The following is a 14,874-nucleotide window of genomic DNA, read 5'->3' as shown; positions in this document are numbered from 1 at the left end:
ACAGATCGGTGGCAATTCAGCAGTTCCCGTGCAGGCCGGGCGAAACCGGCTTGGGTCGATCAAAACTGCCCGCTTGTCCAGGCCGCAGCGCAGCACGTGTCGCTCCCGCCCCGGGGACGCAAACCTGGAAGCCGAGGTGGGGTGGTCAGGGCTTCAGCTCGACCTCCAGAAACACTATCTCGCTTGCGGTCTCGTTCAGCACGTCGTGCTGGACGCCGGCCTTCCGGAAATAGGATTTGCCGGCCCCGAGCTGCGCCTTGGTGCGCTCGCCGCTCGGCGCGACGATGGTCATCTCGCCCGAGGTCACCGGCACGATCACGTAATCCATTTCATGGGTGTGGTGGCCGGTGGCGCTGCCCGGCGCCAGCCGCCACTCGGTGACGCGGACTTCGGGGGTGTCGACCTGAACATCGGATTTGGCGGCAAGCATGTCATTCTTCTCCGATTACGGCACGAACACCATAAACACGAACACAGCAAACACCACCATATGCACCAGTCCGAACAGGATGTTGGTGCGGCCGGTACCGAAAGTGAGAATGCTCAGGAAGAACGTGAGCAGCAGCAACACCATGCCTTGACCGCTGAGCCCGAGCACGAGTTCCTTGTCGAGCGCGTAGGTGGCCAGGCCGACGGCCGGAATAGTCAGCCCGATGGTCGCCAGCGAGGATCCGAGCGCGAGATTGATGCTCTTCTGCAGATCGTTGTTGCGCGCAGCCGCAATAGCGGTGACTCCCTCCGGCAGCAGGATGAGGACCGCGACCAGCACGCCGGCGAATGCCGGTGGGGCGCCGATCATCGCCGTCACGACATCGACCACCAGCGAGAATTTCTTCGCCAGAAGCACCACGGCGAGTAGGGAGATAAGCAGCAGCGCGATGCTGAGCGCTAGCATCCGGTTCGACAGGGATGATGTTTCGGTGGCACCGGCGCCGCCCTTGATGAAATAATCACTGTGCCGGATCGTCTGCGTATAGAGGAACACGCCGTAGAGCATGAGCGTGACCAGGTCCACAAAGCCAAGCTGTGCCGCCGAATAGATCGGCCCCGGAGCCGTCAGCGTATAGTTGGGCATGACCAGCGTAATGGTCGACAGCACGAACAGCACGCTGAGATAAAGGTTGGCGCCGGAGACTTGGAAATCCTGCTCGCGGTAGCGCAAGCCCCCGATGAAGATACACAGGCCCACCAGGCCGTTGCACACGATCATCACCACGGCAAACACGGTGTCGCGCGCCAACGCGGGCTGCGGCTTGTCGCCGAGCATGATGGTCGCGATCAGCGCGACCTCGATGATGGTGACCGCGAGCGTCAACAGCAGCGTGCCGTAGGGCTCGCCGATTCGCTCGGCAATCACCTCGGCATGATGCACGGCTGCGAACACGGTGCCGAACAGGATCGCCAGCAGCGTGGCCGCGAACAAGAACCCGCCAACTGACGGAGTAAAGCTGAGCCCAAGCCCGGTGGCCGCGGCAAACAGCAGCATTGCCAGCGCCGGGAATATCCAGGCCGATTTCGGCATTGGTCCGTGTGCGCTCATGCGGTCACGTTCCTAACCGGTTCGTGGACGGAAGATATGCCCGTCCATGCTGCGACCAGCCCTGCGCAAGGTTGATAAAATTCCGCGCGATTTCAATCGCGCCGAAATTGTCGAGGTCGTTATGACCGCCGCGGGCCAGGCGGACGAACCGTTTCGGCTCGTTCGCCAGCGCAAACAGCCGTTCGCCAAAGGCAACGGGTACCGTGGGATCGAGCGCGCCATGCATCACGAGCAGCGGAACCCTGATTCGGGCAATGTGCAGGTCGGAGTGAAACCGATCGCGCATCAACAGCCGCACCGGCGCGAACCAGAACGCCGACGCGGCGACATCCACAATGGAAGTATAGGGCGATTCCAGGATCAGCTTGCCGACCGGCTGTTCGCCCGCCAACGCAACAGCGACGCCGGTGCCGAGCGAGAATCCCCACGCAACGATCTTGTCCGGGCTGTATCGCGCTGCCGTGAAGGCATAGGCCGCCGCAGCATCCTGCAGCAATCCCTGCTCGCTGGGTCGGCCGCTCGAGCCGGCATAGCCACGATAAGACAGCGCGACGATCCCTATCCCGTCGGCGATCAGGCCGCGAAAGCGGCCGAAGAAGCCGGCGAGATAATCGCCATTGCCGTGGAAATAGAGGACGACCGGACGCCCCGGCCTGGCCGGAACATGCCAGACGATGACCTTCTCGCCGTCCGCCGTAACGAGAACGTGTTCTTCAGCTTCCGGGAAACCCGCTGCTTGCGGCGGCGTGCGCGCGCTCGTCGGGGCAGGAAACAGCACGGCGCGCTGCGCGAAGAACAGCGCGAGCAGACCAAAGACATAACCGACTGAGACGATGATCAGCAGCCATTTCAGCGCGGTCATGAAGTTCCTGCGATCGCGTTACATCCCCTTGACGATGTTCTCGGTGACTTTCTTGGCGTCACCAAGGAGCATCATGGTGTTATCGCGATAGAACAGCGGATTGTCGATGCCGGCATAGCCCGATGCCAGCGAGCGCTTGATGAACATCACGGTGCCGGCCTTCCAGACCTGCAGCACCGGCATGCCGTAGATCGGCGAGGTTTTATCTTCCTCGGCGGCCGGATTGGTGACGTCGTTGGCGCCGATCACGAAGGCAATGTCGGCCTGGGCAAATTCGGAGTTGATGTCCTCGAGCTCGAACACCTCGTCATAGGGAACGTTGGCTTCGGCGAGCAGCACGTTCATGTGGCCGGGCATGCGGCCCGCAACGGGGTGAATCGCGTACTTCACCTCGACGCCTTCCTTCTTCAGCAAGTCGGCCATTTCGCGCAGCGCGTGCTGGGCCTGCGCCACCGCCATGCCGTAGCCCGGCACGATGATGACCTTGGAGGCGTTCTTCATGATGAAGGCGGCGTCGTCGGCCGAGCCGAGTTTTGCAGGCTTCTGCTCGCCGGAGCCGCCGGCAGCCGCCGCCGTCTCGCCGCCGAAGCCGCCGAGGATAACCGAGATGAACGAGCGGTTCATCGCGTGGCACATGATGTAGGACAGGATCGCGCCGGAGGAGCCGACCAGCGCGCCGGTGATGATCAGCGCAGAATTGCCGAGCGTGAAGCCGATGCCGGCCGCGGCCCAGCCGGAATAGGAGTTCAGCATCGAAATCACGACCGGCATGTCGGCGCCGCCGATCGGGATGATCATGAGAACGCCGAGCACCAGCGCGATGATGGTGATCAGCCAGAAGTAGATCGCGTTCCCGGTTAGAACGAGGCCGACGATGCAAGCCACCAGCGCAATAGCGAGCGCGATGTTGACGAGGTGACGCGCCGGCAGGATGATCGGCGCGCCACTCATGCGGGCCGAGAGTTTCAGGAAGGCGATCACCGAGCCGGTGAAGGTCAGCGCGCCGATGGCCACGCCAAGCGACATTTCAACGAGGCTTTGCGTATGAATGTCGCCGGGCTTGCCGATATCAAAAGCTTCCGGCGCATAGAACGCACCGGCTGCCACCAGCACCGCGGCCATACCAACGAGAGAGTGGAAGGCCGCGACAAGCTCGGGCATCGACGTCATCGGAACGCGGCGCGCGATCACCGCGCCAACCGAGCCGCCGATGGCCACGCCAAGCACGACCAGGAGCCAGGCGATCCCGTCCGCGGGCGGATGGCTGGCGAGCGTGGTCACGATCGCGATCGCCATGCCGATCATGCCGAGGAAATTGCCCTGGCGGGACGAAGCGGGACTGGATAGCCCGCGCAGAGACAGGATGAACAGCACACCCGCGACAAGATAAAGAACTGCTGCCAGATTGGCGTTCATCTCAGGTCCCCATTTGACTTTGTCACCACGAGGTGCACGCCGCTCACTTCACCTTCTTCTTGTACATCGCCAGCATGCGCTGGGTGACAAGAAAGCCGCCGAAAATGTTCACGCAGGCGAAGATCAGGGCGATGAAGCCGAAGCCGCGCGCCCAGCCCGAGCCGCTCGAGATCATGCCGACGCCGACCGCGAGCAGCGCGCCGACCACGATCACCGAGGAGATCGCGTTGGTCACCGACATCAGCGGCGTATGCAGCGCTGGGGTCACCGACCAGACCACGAAATAGCCGACGAAAACGGCGAGGACGAAAATCGACAGCCGGAACACGAAGGGATCGACGGCTTGAGCGATGTGCTCCATGGCTTCTCTCCTTAGGCTTTCGGCTGGAAATTCGGATGGATGACGGCGCCGTCCTTGGTCAGCGCGGTGGATTTCACCAGTTCGTCATCCCAATTGACCACGAGCGCCTTGTTGGCCTTGTCGATCATGGTCTCGATGAACGAAAACAGGTTGCGGGCATAAAGGCTCGAGGCCGATTGCGCGACACGGCCGGCAACATTGGTGTAGCCGACAATCTTGATGCCATCGACATCGACGATCTCGCCCGCCTTCGCGCCTTCGACATTACCGCCCCGCTCGACAGCGAGATCGACCAGAACCGAGCCCGGCTTCATCGATTTCACCATCTCGGCGCTGACGAGTTTCGGCGCCGGACGGCCGGGAATCAGCGCGGTCGTGATCACGATGTCCTGCTTCTTGACGTGCTCGGCAGTCAGCGCGGCCTGCTTGGCCTGATACTCTTTCGACATTTCCTTGGCGTAGCCGCCGGCGGTCTGGGCATTCTTGAACTCTTCGTCTTCGACCGCGAGGAATTTGGCGCCGAGCGATTCGACCTGCTCTTTCGTCGCCGGGCGCACGTCCGTTGCGGTGACGACGGCGCCCAAGCGCCGCGCAGTCGCAATCGCCTGCAGCCCGGCAACGCCGACGCCCATCACGAACACCTTGGCCGCCGGCACGGTGCCGGCCGCGGTCATCATCATCGGGAAGGCGCGGCCGAAGGCCTCGGCCGCTTCGATCACCGCGCGATAGCCGGCGAGGTTCGCCTGCGAGGACAGCACGTCCATGACTTGTGCGCGCGTAATGCGCGGCATCAATTCCATTGCAAACGCCGAGACACCGGCGTCCGCGATCGTCTTCAGCGCCGCTTCATTGCCGTAAGGATCCATGATCGCGATGACCAGCGCGCCGCGCTTGTATTTGGCGAGTTCTGAGGCCTCCGGCCGTTTCACCTTGATGATGATGTCGGCGTCCTTCAACGCCTCCGCGCTGACGGTGGCGCCCACCGCGGTGAATTCGGAATCGGGCAGGCCCGACTTGATGCCAGCACCCGGTTCGATCGCGATTTCGGCGCCCAGCGCCTTGAATTTCTTGACAGTATCAGGGGAAGCGGCAACCCGCGGTTCGGACGGATCGATTTCCTTGGCAACGGCAATCTTCATGAGGCCTCCCCGGCGCGGCGGGCGCGCGCAAGCAAACTAGCGTCTTTTCCGCTTAGTTGGATACCGGTTTCGGAACCGGCATGCGTGCGAATTTTCTGGCTACCGCCGGGGCCGGCGGTGCAGGCAGCGATGCGTCAGGTCAGGAAATAGCCCATCAGGGCGACAATGATCACGACGGCGGCCGTGCCGTATTTGACCAGCATGATGAACCCTTCATAGGTCTGCTCATGGGCCACATAGTCGTTGCCGTCAGCGGTCGTGTAGGCCACTTCGTTATGGTCTGCCATCGGTATCCCCAGTCAAAATCCGCGTTTCTCGCGTGCAATTACCGCAAAGCGTTTGGGAGGGCAACGGCCCCCTTCCTATCGGGTCATTCGGAAGGCCAATTGTCCCGGATCCAGCGGGCCAGGCTTTCCTCGCTGACCTCGCCTGCGGCAAGGGAGAGGATGATGGCAGTGGCGTGCGCCGGATCGGGCGCAAAGGGTATGCCGTTGGCGCGCAAAAAGACCATCATGGCGTGGAACGCGATACGCTTGTTGCCGTCCACGAAAGCGTGGTTGCGGGCGAGACCGAACGCATAGGCGGCAGCGAGTGCAGCCATATCCGTCTGCCCGTAACTCCATTGGTTGACCCGCCGCAATACCGTCGACTCGAGCAGGCCACGATCCCGAATGCCTTCCGGTCCACCGAATATCGCCAGTTGCTCCGCATGCATGTCGATGACTTCATCGAGGTCGAGCCAGATGGGCTCGCTCATTTTGCAAGCGCAGCGAACGTATCGCGATATTCGTGCATGATCTTGCGCGCGATTTCCATGTTCCGCGCGTGCTTGGGGTTGAATGGCGAAAGCCGCAGAATGCCATCCGGTTGCTCGACGGGATAGAACTTGTCCCCTTCCTTGAGATTGAGCCGGGCAAGAAGCTCTTTCGGCAGGATCACACCAACCGAATTGCCAATCTTCCGAATTTGAAGGGCGGTATCCTCCAGATTGTAGTCGCGAGAGGCCTCTTCCATTCCGCGCGGGGTTTTGCTCATGACGCCAGCTCCGTTATACATATGTATAACACGCCTTGGACGGCCCGTTCAACACATGTTTTACCCCCGAGCCCATGCGCCTGCCTGATCCCTGCAGCAGCATCGGCGCGACATGCACGCCTATAATTACGGCGACCCGCCGATCTGGGCCATCCTGTTCGGCACTTTCCGCAATCCGGCGAGTTTCGAAGGCGCTGTGGGATTTGACCAGCCCGCCAATCGCCTCGGGGCGATGCTCAACGAGCCCGCCGCCAGGCCCTGACGGCCTGGGGCGGAATGTCGGGCAGCGTGACTGACGCGTACGCGCTGCGTCGATTTCTGCCGCGCGCTAGCCCATCTCTTCCAGTTCGTCGATCATGCCTGCGATGACCGACAGCCCGCCGTCCCAGAATTTGGGATCTTTGGCATCGAGGCCAAAAGGCTTGAGCAGTTCGGAATAATGCTTGGTGCCGCCGGCCGCGAGCATGGCGAGATAGCGCTCGGCAAAGCCTTCCGAGGCGTTTTCGTAGACCGCATAAAGCGAATTCACCAGGCAGTCGCCGAACGCATAGGCGTAGACGTAGAACGGCGAATGGATGAAATGAGGAATGTACATCCAGAAATTCTCGTAGCCTGGACGGATATCGATGGCAGGTCCGAGGCTCTCGCGCTGCACGCTGAGCCAGATCTGGCCAATGCGCTCGGCGGTCAGTTCGCCGTTCTTGCGCTCGGTGTGCACGGCGCGCTCGAACGAATAGAACGCGATCTGCCGCACCACCGTGTTGATCATGTCCTCGACCTTGCCGGCGAGCAGCGCCTGGCGCTGTTTCGCGTTTTTGGTCTGCGACAGGAGCCGCTTGAAAGTCAGCATTTCGCCGAACACGCTTGCCGTCTCCGCAAGCGTCAGCGGCGTCGGCGCCATCAGCGCGCCGTTTTTGGCTGCCAGCACTTGGTGCACGCCATGGCCGAGCTCATGCGCCAGCGTCATCACATCGCGCGGCTTGCCCTGGTAGTTCATCAGCACATAGGGATGCGCCGAGGGCGTGGTCGGATGCGAGAACGCGCCCGGTGCCTTGCCGGGCCGCACCGGCGCATCGATCCAGCGGTCGGCGAAAAAGCGTTCCGCGATCATGGCCATCTCGGCGGAAAAGCCGCGATAGGCCGTCAGCACCATCTTCTGCGCCTCGGGCCAGGCGATGGTGCCGGTCGCCGCAAATGGCAGCGGCGCGTTGCGGTCCCAATGCGCGAGCTTCTTCTTTTTGAACCAGCCGGCTTTCAGATTGTAGTAGCGGTGCGACAGCCGCGGATAGGCCGCGCGAACCGAGCCGACCAAGGCATCGACGACCTCGCGCTCGACGCGATTGTTGAGGTGCCGGGAATCCGCAACGTCCTGGAAACCGCGCCAGCGATCGGAAATCTCCTTGTCCTTGGCAAGCGTGTTGGTGATCAGCGCAAAACTTCGCTCATTGTCCTTGAAGGTTTTGGCCAGCGCCTGCGCGGCGGCCTTGCGCTTTTGCGGCGCGCGATCCTGCAGCAGATTGAGCGTCGGCTCGATCGCGAGTTCCTTGGCGCCGACCCTGAAGCGCAAGCCCGAGATGGTCTGATCGAACAGCCGGTTCCACGCGGCATAGCCGCTCTGGGATTTTTCGTGAAACAACTGCTCGACGCGATCTTCGAGTTGATACGGCTTGTCCTTGCGCAGATCCTCGATCCACGGCCGGTAGTGCCCAAGCTCCGGCGTCTGCATCGCGCGCTCGATCACGGCATCTTCGATGCGGTTGAGTTCAAGCGCGAAGAACAGCAAATGCAGGGAGGCCGCTGTCAGCCGCTCGGAGACGTCGCCATAGAATTTGGAGATCACGGGATCGACGCTGTCACCGGCATGGACGAGGCCGGCATAGGATCCGAGCCGGCCGGCTAGATCATCAATCACCTCGTAGCGCCTGACCGCCTCCGCGAGCCAAAGACCGCCATCATCGCGGGCAACGCCTTCCGCCAGCTTGCCCTTGTAATCTGTTTCAAACGCGACGCAGTCGGTATCCATCTTCTGCAGATCACGCGCGATTTCAGGAGCGTCGATGCCGGAATAAAGATCGGCGAGGTTCCATTCCGGCAGTTTGCCGGTTTTGGGCTTGGCCGCGCTCGCCTTGCTGGCCTTGGCGGGCTTGCGGGACGTCTTGACGGCTCGGGATGTCGCAGATTTTGCGCTCATGACACTTTCAAAATTGGGAGGTGATCAGGAAATTTGGACGGGAGATCAGGCGAAAGCCGAAAGCTGCGGTACGAACTGGACAAGCAGCTCTTCGCCCTCGACCAGCAGCGGCTCGACCTTTTCATGAATCGTATTGCGGACAGCACACCACAACGTGATCGCACGCACCATCAGCCACGACGTCGACGGAATCGCGGCCTTTGCGTGCAATCCCACAAGATCGAGGTTGCGATGCTCGAATAGCAACCGGCCCGATCCGTCTTCCAGGATATAACGTCCGGCGATTCGGGATACGCACAACTCGCTGGCCTGATCAGGCAGTGGACCCAGCAGATAGAACTGGGGGTCGCCCTTCTCCGTCATGCCGGTTTCCCATGTGCGTCCGGTCCCCGGCGCAATCGCGGCGCCAAGCGCTGCAAGGAGAGTGCTGAGCTCCTTTTCGCTCCATTCGCCGTTGTTTTGTTTGCGCTCGAACGCAACCACGCTCATTTGCTTTCCGCTCCGAACAGCAGCCGATGCAGTTCCGGCTCATAGTACATTAACAGATGCCTAGCGAAGGCGGCTGGTTCAAGGCCCAGCTCGCGCGCCCACGCTCCCATGATTTCGGTTGGAACGCGGCTGAACCCGTTCTCGACCTGTGAAATGAACGTGTAATATTTCAAGCCGAGACGTGCCGCGAGATCGGCCTGCGACAATTCGGCATCCGCCCTGCGCTGCTTCAGCCAGTCTCCAGCCAATTTCCGCAATTGCTTGGCATCCGGCACGGCCTTGGCGGCCGCCCGTTCAGCGGAAACATCTTGATGTTTTCCTCGTTTCATGATTACTAAACTAGCCAAAATGAATTATTGGATAGGTCATGTTCCCTACCACAATTCCAGCTCGCGAATAAGAATCCAATGGCCTTCTTAGACCGCAGCCACATTGTCCGACCGACCGGCCGGGCGCCCTCGGCCCCAGGCAAGGAGTTGATGGCCGGCATCCTTCTGGTGACGCTGCTCGGGGCTCTCGGCGTCCGGAATCTGGTGTCGGCCGAAGCGCTCGCGCCGGCGATCGTCACGCTGCTTTTTGCGGTTGCCGCGGCGACGGCCGTAATCGCGTTGCTTTCTCAGGCTGAGCGAATGCGCATCACTTGGCTCGACCTTGCCGGGAGCCTGACGTTCATCGGCGTCGTCATTTCCGTTTTGATCGAGCCCGATCAACTGGTCAGGCTGTGCGGCATCTCGGATCAACCTGAATAAGGAACCATCTTTCCGCAGTTTGACTGCGTCTTCGACTGTGTGCGTCCAAGCCCGGGCCCCTCTGGCAGTTCAAGCGGACTGCGATGTCGGATTGGACCTTGAACGGAGTGGCCCACATGCTGGAATTTTTCTCCTCGCAATCCCTTACAGCACTGTTCCAGGTCGTAATGATCGATCTGGTGCTCGCCGGCGATAACGCGATCGTCATCGGACTTGCCGCCGCGGGTCTTCCTGAAGATCAACGCAAGAAGGCAATTCTGGTAGGCATCCTGGCCGCCACCGCCCTGCGCATCGGGTTTGCCAGCATCACGGTCCAGTTGCTGCAGATCATCGGACTGTTGCTCGCCGGCGGCATTCTCCTGCTTTGGGTGTGCTGGAAGATGTGGCGCGAGCTGCAGTCAGATAAGCACCATGGGCCGGCGTTTCAGAATCTGTCGGCCGCAAGGACGATGGATGCTACCGCCGCGCCCATTCCTCAGAAAACGTTAGGCCAGGCCGTGTGGCAGATCACGCTCGCCGACGTATCGATGTCACTCGACAACGTGCTGGCCGTCGCAGGTGCGGCGCGCGAGCACCCGATAATTCTGATATTCGGCCTTGGACTTTCCATTGCGCTGATGGGTTTCGCCGCAAGCTTCATCGCGCGCGTCCTCGAGAAGCACCGCTGGGTCGCCTATGTCGGCCTCCTGATCATCCTCTATGTGGCATTCGACATGTGCTATCGCGGCGCGATGGAGGTGTGGCAGGACGTCAAGGTTTAGCCGAGATGTGAACGTTTAAGAGGGCGTTAATCGGCATCGGCGAAAGTGCCCCGATTCGAGACAATGCAGTAGCGTGCGGGGAAAACCATGGCTGCCACCATTTTGATTGCCGACGACGATGCCGTTCAGCGCCGTTTGGTTGAAAACATGGTGCAGAAGTGCGGCTATGAGCCCCTCGTCGTCGATAGCGGCGATGCAGCCGTGGCCTTGCTGACCGCTCCGGATGCGCAGACGATCGACGCAGTCGTGCTCGACCTCGTGATGCCCGGCCTCGACGGGCTTGGCGTGCTTGCAAAAATGCGTGAAGCAGGCCTGAGCATCCCCGTCGTCGTGCAGACCGCCCACGGCGGCATCGACAATGTGGTTTCGGCCATGCGCGCCGGCGCGCAGGATTTCGTGGTCAAGCCGGTCGGTTTCGAACGGCTGCAGGTGTCGCTGCGCAACGCGCTCAACACCTCAGCACTCAAGGGCGAGTTGCAGCGCATCCGCCACAGCCGCGAGGGACGGCTGACCTTTGCCGACATCATCACCCGCAGCGAAACCATGGCGGCCGTGCTGCGCACCGCGCAGAAAGCGGCAGCTTCCAGCATTCCGGTGCTGATCGAGGGCGAGTCCGGCGTCGGCAAGGAATTGTTCGCGCGCGCCATCCACGGCTCCAGCGAGCGCAAGGCGAAGCCGTTTGTCGCGGTCAATTGCGGCGCCATTCCCGACAATCTCGTGGAGTCGATCCTGTTCGGCCATGAGAAGGGCGCCTTCACGGGCGCTACCGAACGGCACATGGGCAAGTTCGTCGAAGCTTCCGGCGGCACGCTGTTTCTCGACGAGGTCGGCGAGCTCCCGCTCGCGGCGCAAGTAAAGCTTTTGCGCGCGCTGCAGGAAGGCACAGTCGAGGCGGTCGGCGGCCGCAAGCCGGTGAAAGTCGATGTCCGCATCATTTCCGCGACCAACCGCAAGCTGCTCGACCTCGTGAAGAGCGGCGCGTTCCGCGAGGACCTATTCTACCGGCTGCACGTGCTGCCGCTGACGATCCCGCCGCTGCGGATGCGGCGCGAAGACATCCCGCATCTGTTGCGGCATTTCCTGGCGCGCTTTGCCGCCGAGGAGAACCGCACCATCACTGGCATCAGCGGCGAGGCCGTGGCCCATCTCGCGCAACTCGATTGGCCGGGCAACATCCGCCAGCTCGAAAACACGGTGTACCGCGCCGTGGTCATGAGCGAGAGCGATCAGCTCGGCCTGTCTGATTTTCCGCAGACCGTCGGCCAGGCCATACCGGACGGCCAGTTGGCACATAGCGAACCGTTGGTCGTCGCGCCGTCGACGGCGCCCGCCATGGTGTCGGGTAGTGATATACCGATTGCCCCGCTCGCCACCGCCGGCAGCCTTTCGATGCTGACCGCCACCGGCGAGGTGCGACCGCTCGAAGACATGGAGAACGAGATCATCCGTTTTGCGATCTCGCATTATCGCGGCCAGATGTCGGAAGTCGCGCGCCGGCTCAAGATCGGCCGCTCCACGCTCTATCGCAAGCTCGACGAGGCTGCCGCCAACGACCCGGCCGGAGGCGGCGCGCAGGACGCTAACTGAGACGCGAGGGGAGCGGATGGCGGCCTGCGCATTATGGCGCCCGCGTGGCAAAGATCGTGGCGAACCAACGACATCGGTCGTTCGGAAGCTTTTGAACCGTGGCTTGGCGGTGACAGACAAATGGTGGGGCGCGTGGCAAAAACGCGCGACCCGAGTGCAAACGGGTAGTTTGAGGTCAGTTTGTCGTGAGTTGTCCCGCATGGCGCTGGCTGCATGAAAGGGGCACATGTATCGTCTGCGTTTGAATCGTGGCGTGCAGGCGTACGACTGAGAAACCGATCGAGCCGGCGCTTCCCGCGCAAGCCGTGACGAATGATACCTAACGACTGTTCCATGCCGGGGCAGTTTCGTCCAAAGGGGTGTGACGATGCGTGACTGTCCGACGAATCGTGCAGGATTTGACCGCGTGCTGATGGCCGTCGCGGCAACTTTCCTCACGGTATCTGCGACCTCAGCGCTGGCGGCGCAGTCGACGACGCCGCGCACCAGCGCTGCCGAGCTCGCGATCGACGCAGCAGTCCCCCGTCCCGAACCGGCCAACGTCCCGCCTCCGACCATCGGCGACTTCAAGATGGACTCCACCGCCTCGGTGCCTGACGCAGCCAAGGCCATCGAAAAGCCGGCCGAGTCCAGCCCGGCCGCAACGGCAACCGAGCCCAAACCTGCCGAGACCGTCACTGCGCCTGCGGCCAGCGACGCCACAACCCCCACGCCTCCGGCTGCGACAGCCACGGCGCCCGCCGCCGAACCCGCCAAGGAGCCGGTGAAGGTAAGCACCGTCGCGCCGGCCGACCAGCCGGTCGCCGACCGGCTGCGCGACATGCTTGGCGCCAAGTCGCTGCGCTATTTCGACCGCAAGAGCGAGCGTGCTGCCGTCGAGAAGTTCTACTCGGCGCGGGACTATGCGCCGCAATGGACGCAGGCCGGCAAATTGACCGACAGCGGTAAGGGCGTGATCGCCCGCCTGAGGGACGCCGCCGCCGAGGGCCTCAATCCGACCGACTATCCGGTGCCGGATTTTGCCGCCGCCACTTCGCCGGACCAGCTCGCCGAGGCCGAACTGAAACTGACCGCGAGCATGCTCGACTACGCGCGACAGGCGCAGAGCGGCCGGATGCACTGGTCGCAGGTCTCTGCCGACATCTCCTATCCCGAGCATCCTACCGATCCGGCCGAAGTGCTTGCCAACATCTCGACCGCCAAGGACGCTTCCGCCGCGCTCGACGGCTACAATCCGCCGCACAAGCTCTACAAAGAACTGAAGGCCAAGCTCGCCGAGCTGCGCGGCCAGGGCGACGGACCTATGATCCACATCGCCGAAGGTCCGGCGCTGGCGTACAAGGCCGCGACCAAGAAGCAGGGTGAGGTCGCACCGGAAGATCCGCGCGTACCGCAACTGCGCGCCAAGCTCGGCGTCACTGAAAATCCCGACGGCACGCATTACGACGCCAAGGTTGCTGCCGCCGTGCGCAAATTCCAGGAGAGCGCCGATCTCAAGCCGACCGGCGTGCTCGACGACCGCACGGTGAAGGCGATCAACAGCCCGAAGCGCGACCGGCAGATCGACACCGTCATTGTCAACATGGAGCGCTGGCGCTGGCTGCCGCGCCAGCTTGGCGCGAGTTCGCTCGGCAACGCCTATGTCATCCTCAATGTGCCCGACTTTACCCTGAAGGTGATGCAGAACGGTCACCAGGTCTGGAACACCCGCGTGGTGACCGGAAAGCCGGGCAAGCACGCCACGCCGATGCTGACGGAAACGATGAAGTTCATCACCGTCAACCCGACTTGGAACGTGCCGCCGTCGATCATCTACAACGAATATCTGCCCGCCCTACAGCAGGATCCGACCGTGCTGCAGCGCATGGGCCTGAGGCTCGAGCGTAACCGTGACGGCAGCATCCACATTTCGCAGCCGCCCGGCGAAGCCAATGCGCTCGGCCGTATCCGCTTCAACTTCCCGAACAAGTTCCTGGTCTATCAGCACGATACCCCGGACAAGCACCTGTTCGCGAAGGAAGAACGCGCCTTCAGCCATGGCTGCATGCGGGTGCAGAATCCGGATCAATACGCCTCGACCCTGCTCAACATCGTGATGCCGAACGAGCGCTACACGCCGGAAAAGATCCGCAGCATGTACGGCCGCAGTGAGATCGACCTGAAATTCCCGACGCCGATTCCGGTCAACATCACCTACCAGACCGCTTTTGTGGACGACGCCGGCAAGCTGCAGATCCGCAAGGACATCTATGGCCGCGACGCCGCGATGATCGCCCTGCTCAAGAACGGCCGCAGCAGGGATTTGGAGGCCATGGTCGCCCATGCGCAGCCGAACTATTCGCGCCCGCCCGGCTCAAGCCTGCCGGCCGGCGTCAATTTCGCCAGCGACAACACCTATTCCTCCGGCCCGTCGTTCTTCGAGCGCCTGTTCGGCGGTCCGTCGCCCATGACGCCACCGGCACCGGTTGGCCGGCGGCCGCAACCCCGGTTCACCCGGTAATCTGGAGGACTACTGCCCGAGGGCAGAGTTTCCGAATGAAATCAACAATCTCTCCGCCCCGGAGAGGTTGTTTACGTTAACCCTTATCCACCCGGATTCGGCACTGGGCACTTTTTCGCCACAGTCCACGCGTTAGGTTAAAGCCAACTTGGGGGCGGGCGGTAAGCCTCGGTTAACCGTTCCGCTTTAAGAAAGCGTTCACCCTCTTTTGCCGGGGTCTGCAAAAGAACACCGTGAACGCTCG

17 protein-coding genes are annotated in these 14,874 nt (G+C 62.1%); 5 read left to right on the top strand and 12 right to left on the bottom strand.

The genetic code is table 11. From position 1 onward, the window contains the following. Nucleotides 1-145: 145 nt before the first annotated feature. From HCN58_RS32670 to HCN58_RS32630, 9 genes are all read right to left on the bottom strand, one after another. A complete protein-coding gene (locus HCN58_RS32670) occupies nucleotides 146-430 on the bottom strand; it encodes a cupin domain-containing protein (RefSeq protein WP_171583464.1) in 285 nt (94 codons plus the stop codon). Between the two features lie 15 nt (nucleotides 431-445). Beyond that, the gene (locus HCN58_RS32665; RefSeq protein WP_171583463.1) at nucleotides 446-1,540 is read right to left on the bottom strand and encodes a calcium:cation antiporter; all 1,095 of its coding nucleotides are present in this window, start codon (nucleotides 1,538-1,540) and stop codon (nucleotides 446-448) included. A gap of 4 nt (nucleotides 1,541-1,544) precedes the next feature. Further along, nucleotides 1,545-2,402 (bottom strand): alpha/beta hydrolase, encoded by an 858-nt coding sequence (locus HCN58_RS32660; protein ID WP_171583462.1) that lies wholly within the window; start codon nucleotides 2,400-2,402, stop codon nucleotides 1,545-1,547. 18 nt (nucleotides 2,403-2,420) lie between these two features. Next, nucleotides 2,421-3,818, bottom strand: coding sequence for an NAD(P)(+) transhydrogenase (Re/Si-specific) subunit beta (locus HCN58_RS32655; protein ID WP_171583461.1), 1,398 nt, complete (start codon nucleotides 3,816-3,818; stop codon nucleotides 2,421-2,423). A gap of 43 nt (nucleotides 3,819-3,861) precedes the next feature. After that, entirely contained in the window at nucleotides 3,862-4,179 is a 318-nt protein-coding gene (locus HCN58_RS32650) for a proton-translocating transhydrogenase family protein (protein WP_171583460.1), read from the bottom strand. Nucleotides 4,180-4,190: 11 nt separating this feature from the next. Next, nucleotides 4,191-5,318, bottom strand: a complete 1,128-nt coding sequence (locus HCN58_RS32645; protein ID WP_171583459.1) for a Re/Si-specific NAD(P)(+) transhydrogenase subunit alpha — start codon at nucleotides 5,316-5,318, stop codon at nucleotides 4,191-4,193. 134 nt (nucleotides 5,319-5,452) lie between these two features. Further along, a complete protein-coding gene (locus tag HCN58_RS32640; protein ID WP_057858656.1) occupies nucleotides 5,453-5,605 on the bottom strand; it encodes an aa3-type cytochrome c oxidase subunit IV in 153 nt (50 codons plus the stop codon). Between the two features lie 83 nt (nucleotides 5,606-5,688). Next, entirely contained in the window at nucleotides 5,689-6,075 is a 387-nt protein-coding gene (locus HCN58_RS32635) for a type II toxin-antitoxin system death-on-curing family toxin (protein ID WP_171583458.1), read from the bottom strand. Next, nucleotides 6,072-6,332, bottom strand: a complete 261-nt coding sequence (locus HCN58_RS32630; protein WP_171583548.1) for an AbrB/MazE/SpoVT family DNA-binding domain-containing protein — start codon at nucleotides 6,330-6,332, stop codon at nucleotides 6,072-6,074. The genes HCN58_RS32635 and HCN58_RS32630 overlap by 4 nt, the downstream gene beginning before the upstream one ends. Before the next feature lie 133 nt (nucleotides 6,333-6,465). Between HCN58_RS32630 and HCN58_RS32625 the strand changes: the two genes are divergently transcribed. Then, nucleotides 6,466-6,615 carry a hypothetical protein gene (locus HCN58_RS32625; RefSeq protein ID WP_171583457.1) on the top strand — a complete coding sequence of 50 codons (150 nt, stop codon included), beginning with the start codon at nucleotides 6,466-6,468 and terminating at the stop codon, nucleotides 6,613-6,615. A 66-nt stretch (nucleotides 6,616-6,681) separates the two neighbouring features. Here the strand turns inward: HCN58_RS32625 and HCN58_RS32620 are convergent, their stop codons facing one another. From HCN58_RS32620 to HCN58_RS32610, 3 genes are read right to left on the bottom strand one after another with little or no spacing between them, the layout of a single operon-like run. Next, nucleotides 6,682-8,544 carry a M3 family oligoendopeptidase gene (locus HCN58_RS32620; RefSeq protein WP_171583456.1) on the bottom strand — a complete coding sequence of 621 codons (1,863 nt, stop codon included), beginning with the start codon at nucleotides 8,542-8,544 and terminating at the stop codon, nucleotides 6,682-6,684. A 45-nt stretch (nucleotides 8,545-8,589) separates the two neighbouring features. After that, complete coding sequence (locus tag HCN58_RS32615) at nucleotides 8,590-9,027, bottom strand: hypothetical protein (RefSeq protein ID WP_171583455.1); 438 nt, start codon at nucleotides 9,025-9,027, stop codon at nucleotides 8,590-8,592. Nucleotides 9,028-9,029: 2 nt separating this feature from the next. Then, nucleotides 9,030-9,362, bottom strand: a complete 333-nt coding sequence (locus HCN58_RS32610; protein WP_171583454.1) for a helix-turn-helix domain-containing protein — start codon at nucleotides 9,360-9,362, stop codon at nucleotides 9,030-9,032. Nucleotides 9,363-9,440: 78 nt separating this feature from the next. Here HCN58_RS32610 and HCN58_RS32605 point away from each other — a divergent pair, with 78 nt between their 5' ends. From HCN58_RS32605 to HCN58_RS32590, 4 genes are all read left to right on the top strand, one after another. Beyond that, nucleotides 9,441-9,782, top strand: coding sequence for a hypothetical protein (locus tag HCN58_RS32605; RefSeq protein WP_171583453.1), 342 nt, complete (start codon nucleotides 9,441-9,443; stop codon nucleotides 9,780-9,782). A 116-nt stretch (nucleotides 9,783-9,898) separates the two neighbouring features. After that, a complete protein-coding gene (locus tag HCN58_RS32600; protein ID WP_171583452.1) occupies nucleotides 9,899-10,543 on the top strand; it encodes a TerC family protein in 645 nt (214 codons plus the stop codon). Nucleotides 10,544-10,630: 87 nt separating this feature from the next. Further along, a complete protein-coding gene (locus HCN58_RS32595) occupies nucleotides 10,631-12,130 on the top strand; it encodes a sigma-54-dependent transcriptional regulator (protein WP_171583451.1) in 1,500 nt (499 codons plus the stop codon). A 367-nt stretch (nucleotides 12,131-12,497) separates the two neighbouring features. Next, the gene (locus HCN58_RS32590) at nucleotides 12,498-14,630 is read left to right on the top strand and encodes a L,D-transpeptidase family protein (protein ID WP_171583450.1); all 2,133 of its coding nucleotides are present in this window, start codon (nucleotides 12,498-12,500) and stop codon (nucleotides 14,628-14,630) included. Nucleotides 14,631-14,874 lie beyond the last annotated feature (244 nt).

Source organism: Bradyrhizobium australiense (assembly GCF_013114825.1).
Taxonomy (GTDB): Bacteria; Pseudomonadota; Alphaproteobacteria; order Rhizobiales; family Xanthobacteraceae; genus Bradyrhizobium; species Bradyrhizobium australiense.
This window is presented reverse-complemented; position numbering and strand designations above follow the sequence as displayed.

Excerpts from the sequence above, each read along its gene's own strand:
- HCN58_RS32635 (WP_171583458.1), bottom strand. The coding sequence starts at position 6,075 with ATGAGCGAGCCCATCTGGCTCGACCTCGATGAAGTCATCGACATGCAT.
- HCN58_RS32600 (WP_171583452.1), top strand. The coding sequence starts at position 9,899 with ATGCTGGAATTTTTCTCCTCGCAATCCCTTACAGCACTGTTCCAGGTC.
- HCN58_RS32590 (WP_171583450.1), top strand. The coding sequence starts at position 12,498 with ATGCGTGACTGTCCGACGAATCGTGCAGGATTTGACCGCGTGCTGATG.
- HCN58_RS32595 (WP_171583451.1), top strand. The coding sequence starts at position 10,631 with ATGGCTGCCACCATTTTGATTGCCGACGACGATGCCGTTCAGCGCCGT.
- HCN58_RS32620 (WP_171583456.1), bottom strand. The coding sequence starts at position 8,544 with ATGAGCGCAAAATCTGCGACATCCCGAGCCGTCAAGACGTCCCGCAAG.
- HCN58_RS32610 (WP_171583454.1), bottom strand. The coding sequence starts at position 9,362 with ATGAAACGAGGAAAACATCAAGATGTTTCCGCTGAACGGGCGGCCGCC.
- HCN58_RS32625 (WP_171583457.1), top strand. The coding sequence starts at position 6,466 with ATGCACGCCTATAATTACGGCGACCCGCCGATCTGGGCCATCCTGTTC.
- HCN58_RS32630 (WP_171583548.1), bottom strand. The coding sequence starts at position 6,332 with ATGGAAGAGGCCTCTCGCGACTACAATCTGGAGGATACCGCCCTTCAA.
- HCN58_RS32655 (WP_171583461.1), bottom strand. The coding sequence starts at position 3,818 with ATGAACGCCAATCTGGCAGCAGTTCTTTATCTTGTCGCGGGTGTGCTG.
- HCN58_RS32605 (WP_171583453.1), top strand. The coding sequence starts at position 9,441 with ATGGCCTTCTTAGACCGCAGCCACATTGTCCGACCGACCGGCCGGGCG.
- HCN58_RS32640 (WP_057858656.1), bottom strand. The coding sequence starts at position 5,605 with ATGGCAGACCATAACGAAGTGGCCTACACGACCGCTGACGGCAACGAC.
- HCN58_RS32660 (WP_171583462.1), bottom strand. The coding sequence starts at position 2,402 with ATGACCGCGCTGAAATGGCTGCTGATCATCGTCTCAGTCGGTTATGTC.
- HCN58_RS32670 (WP_171583464.1), bottom strand. The coding sequence starts at position 430 with ATGCTTGCCGCCAAATCCGATGTTCAGGTCGACACCCCCGAAGTCCGC.
- HCN58_RS32650 (WP_171583460.1), bottom strand. The coding sequence starts at position 4,179 with ATGGAGCACATCGCTCAAGCCGTCGATCCCTTCGTGTTCCGGCTGTCG.
- HCN58_RS32665 (WP_171583463.1), bottom strand. The coding sequence starts at position 1,540 with ATGAGCGCACACGGACCAATGCCGAAATCGGCCTGGATATTCCCGGCG.
- HCN58_RS32645 (WP_171583459.1), bottom strand. The coding sequence starts at position 5,318 with ATGAAGATTGCCGTTGCCAAGGAAATCGATCCGTCCGAACCGCGGGTT.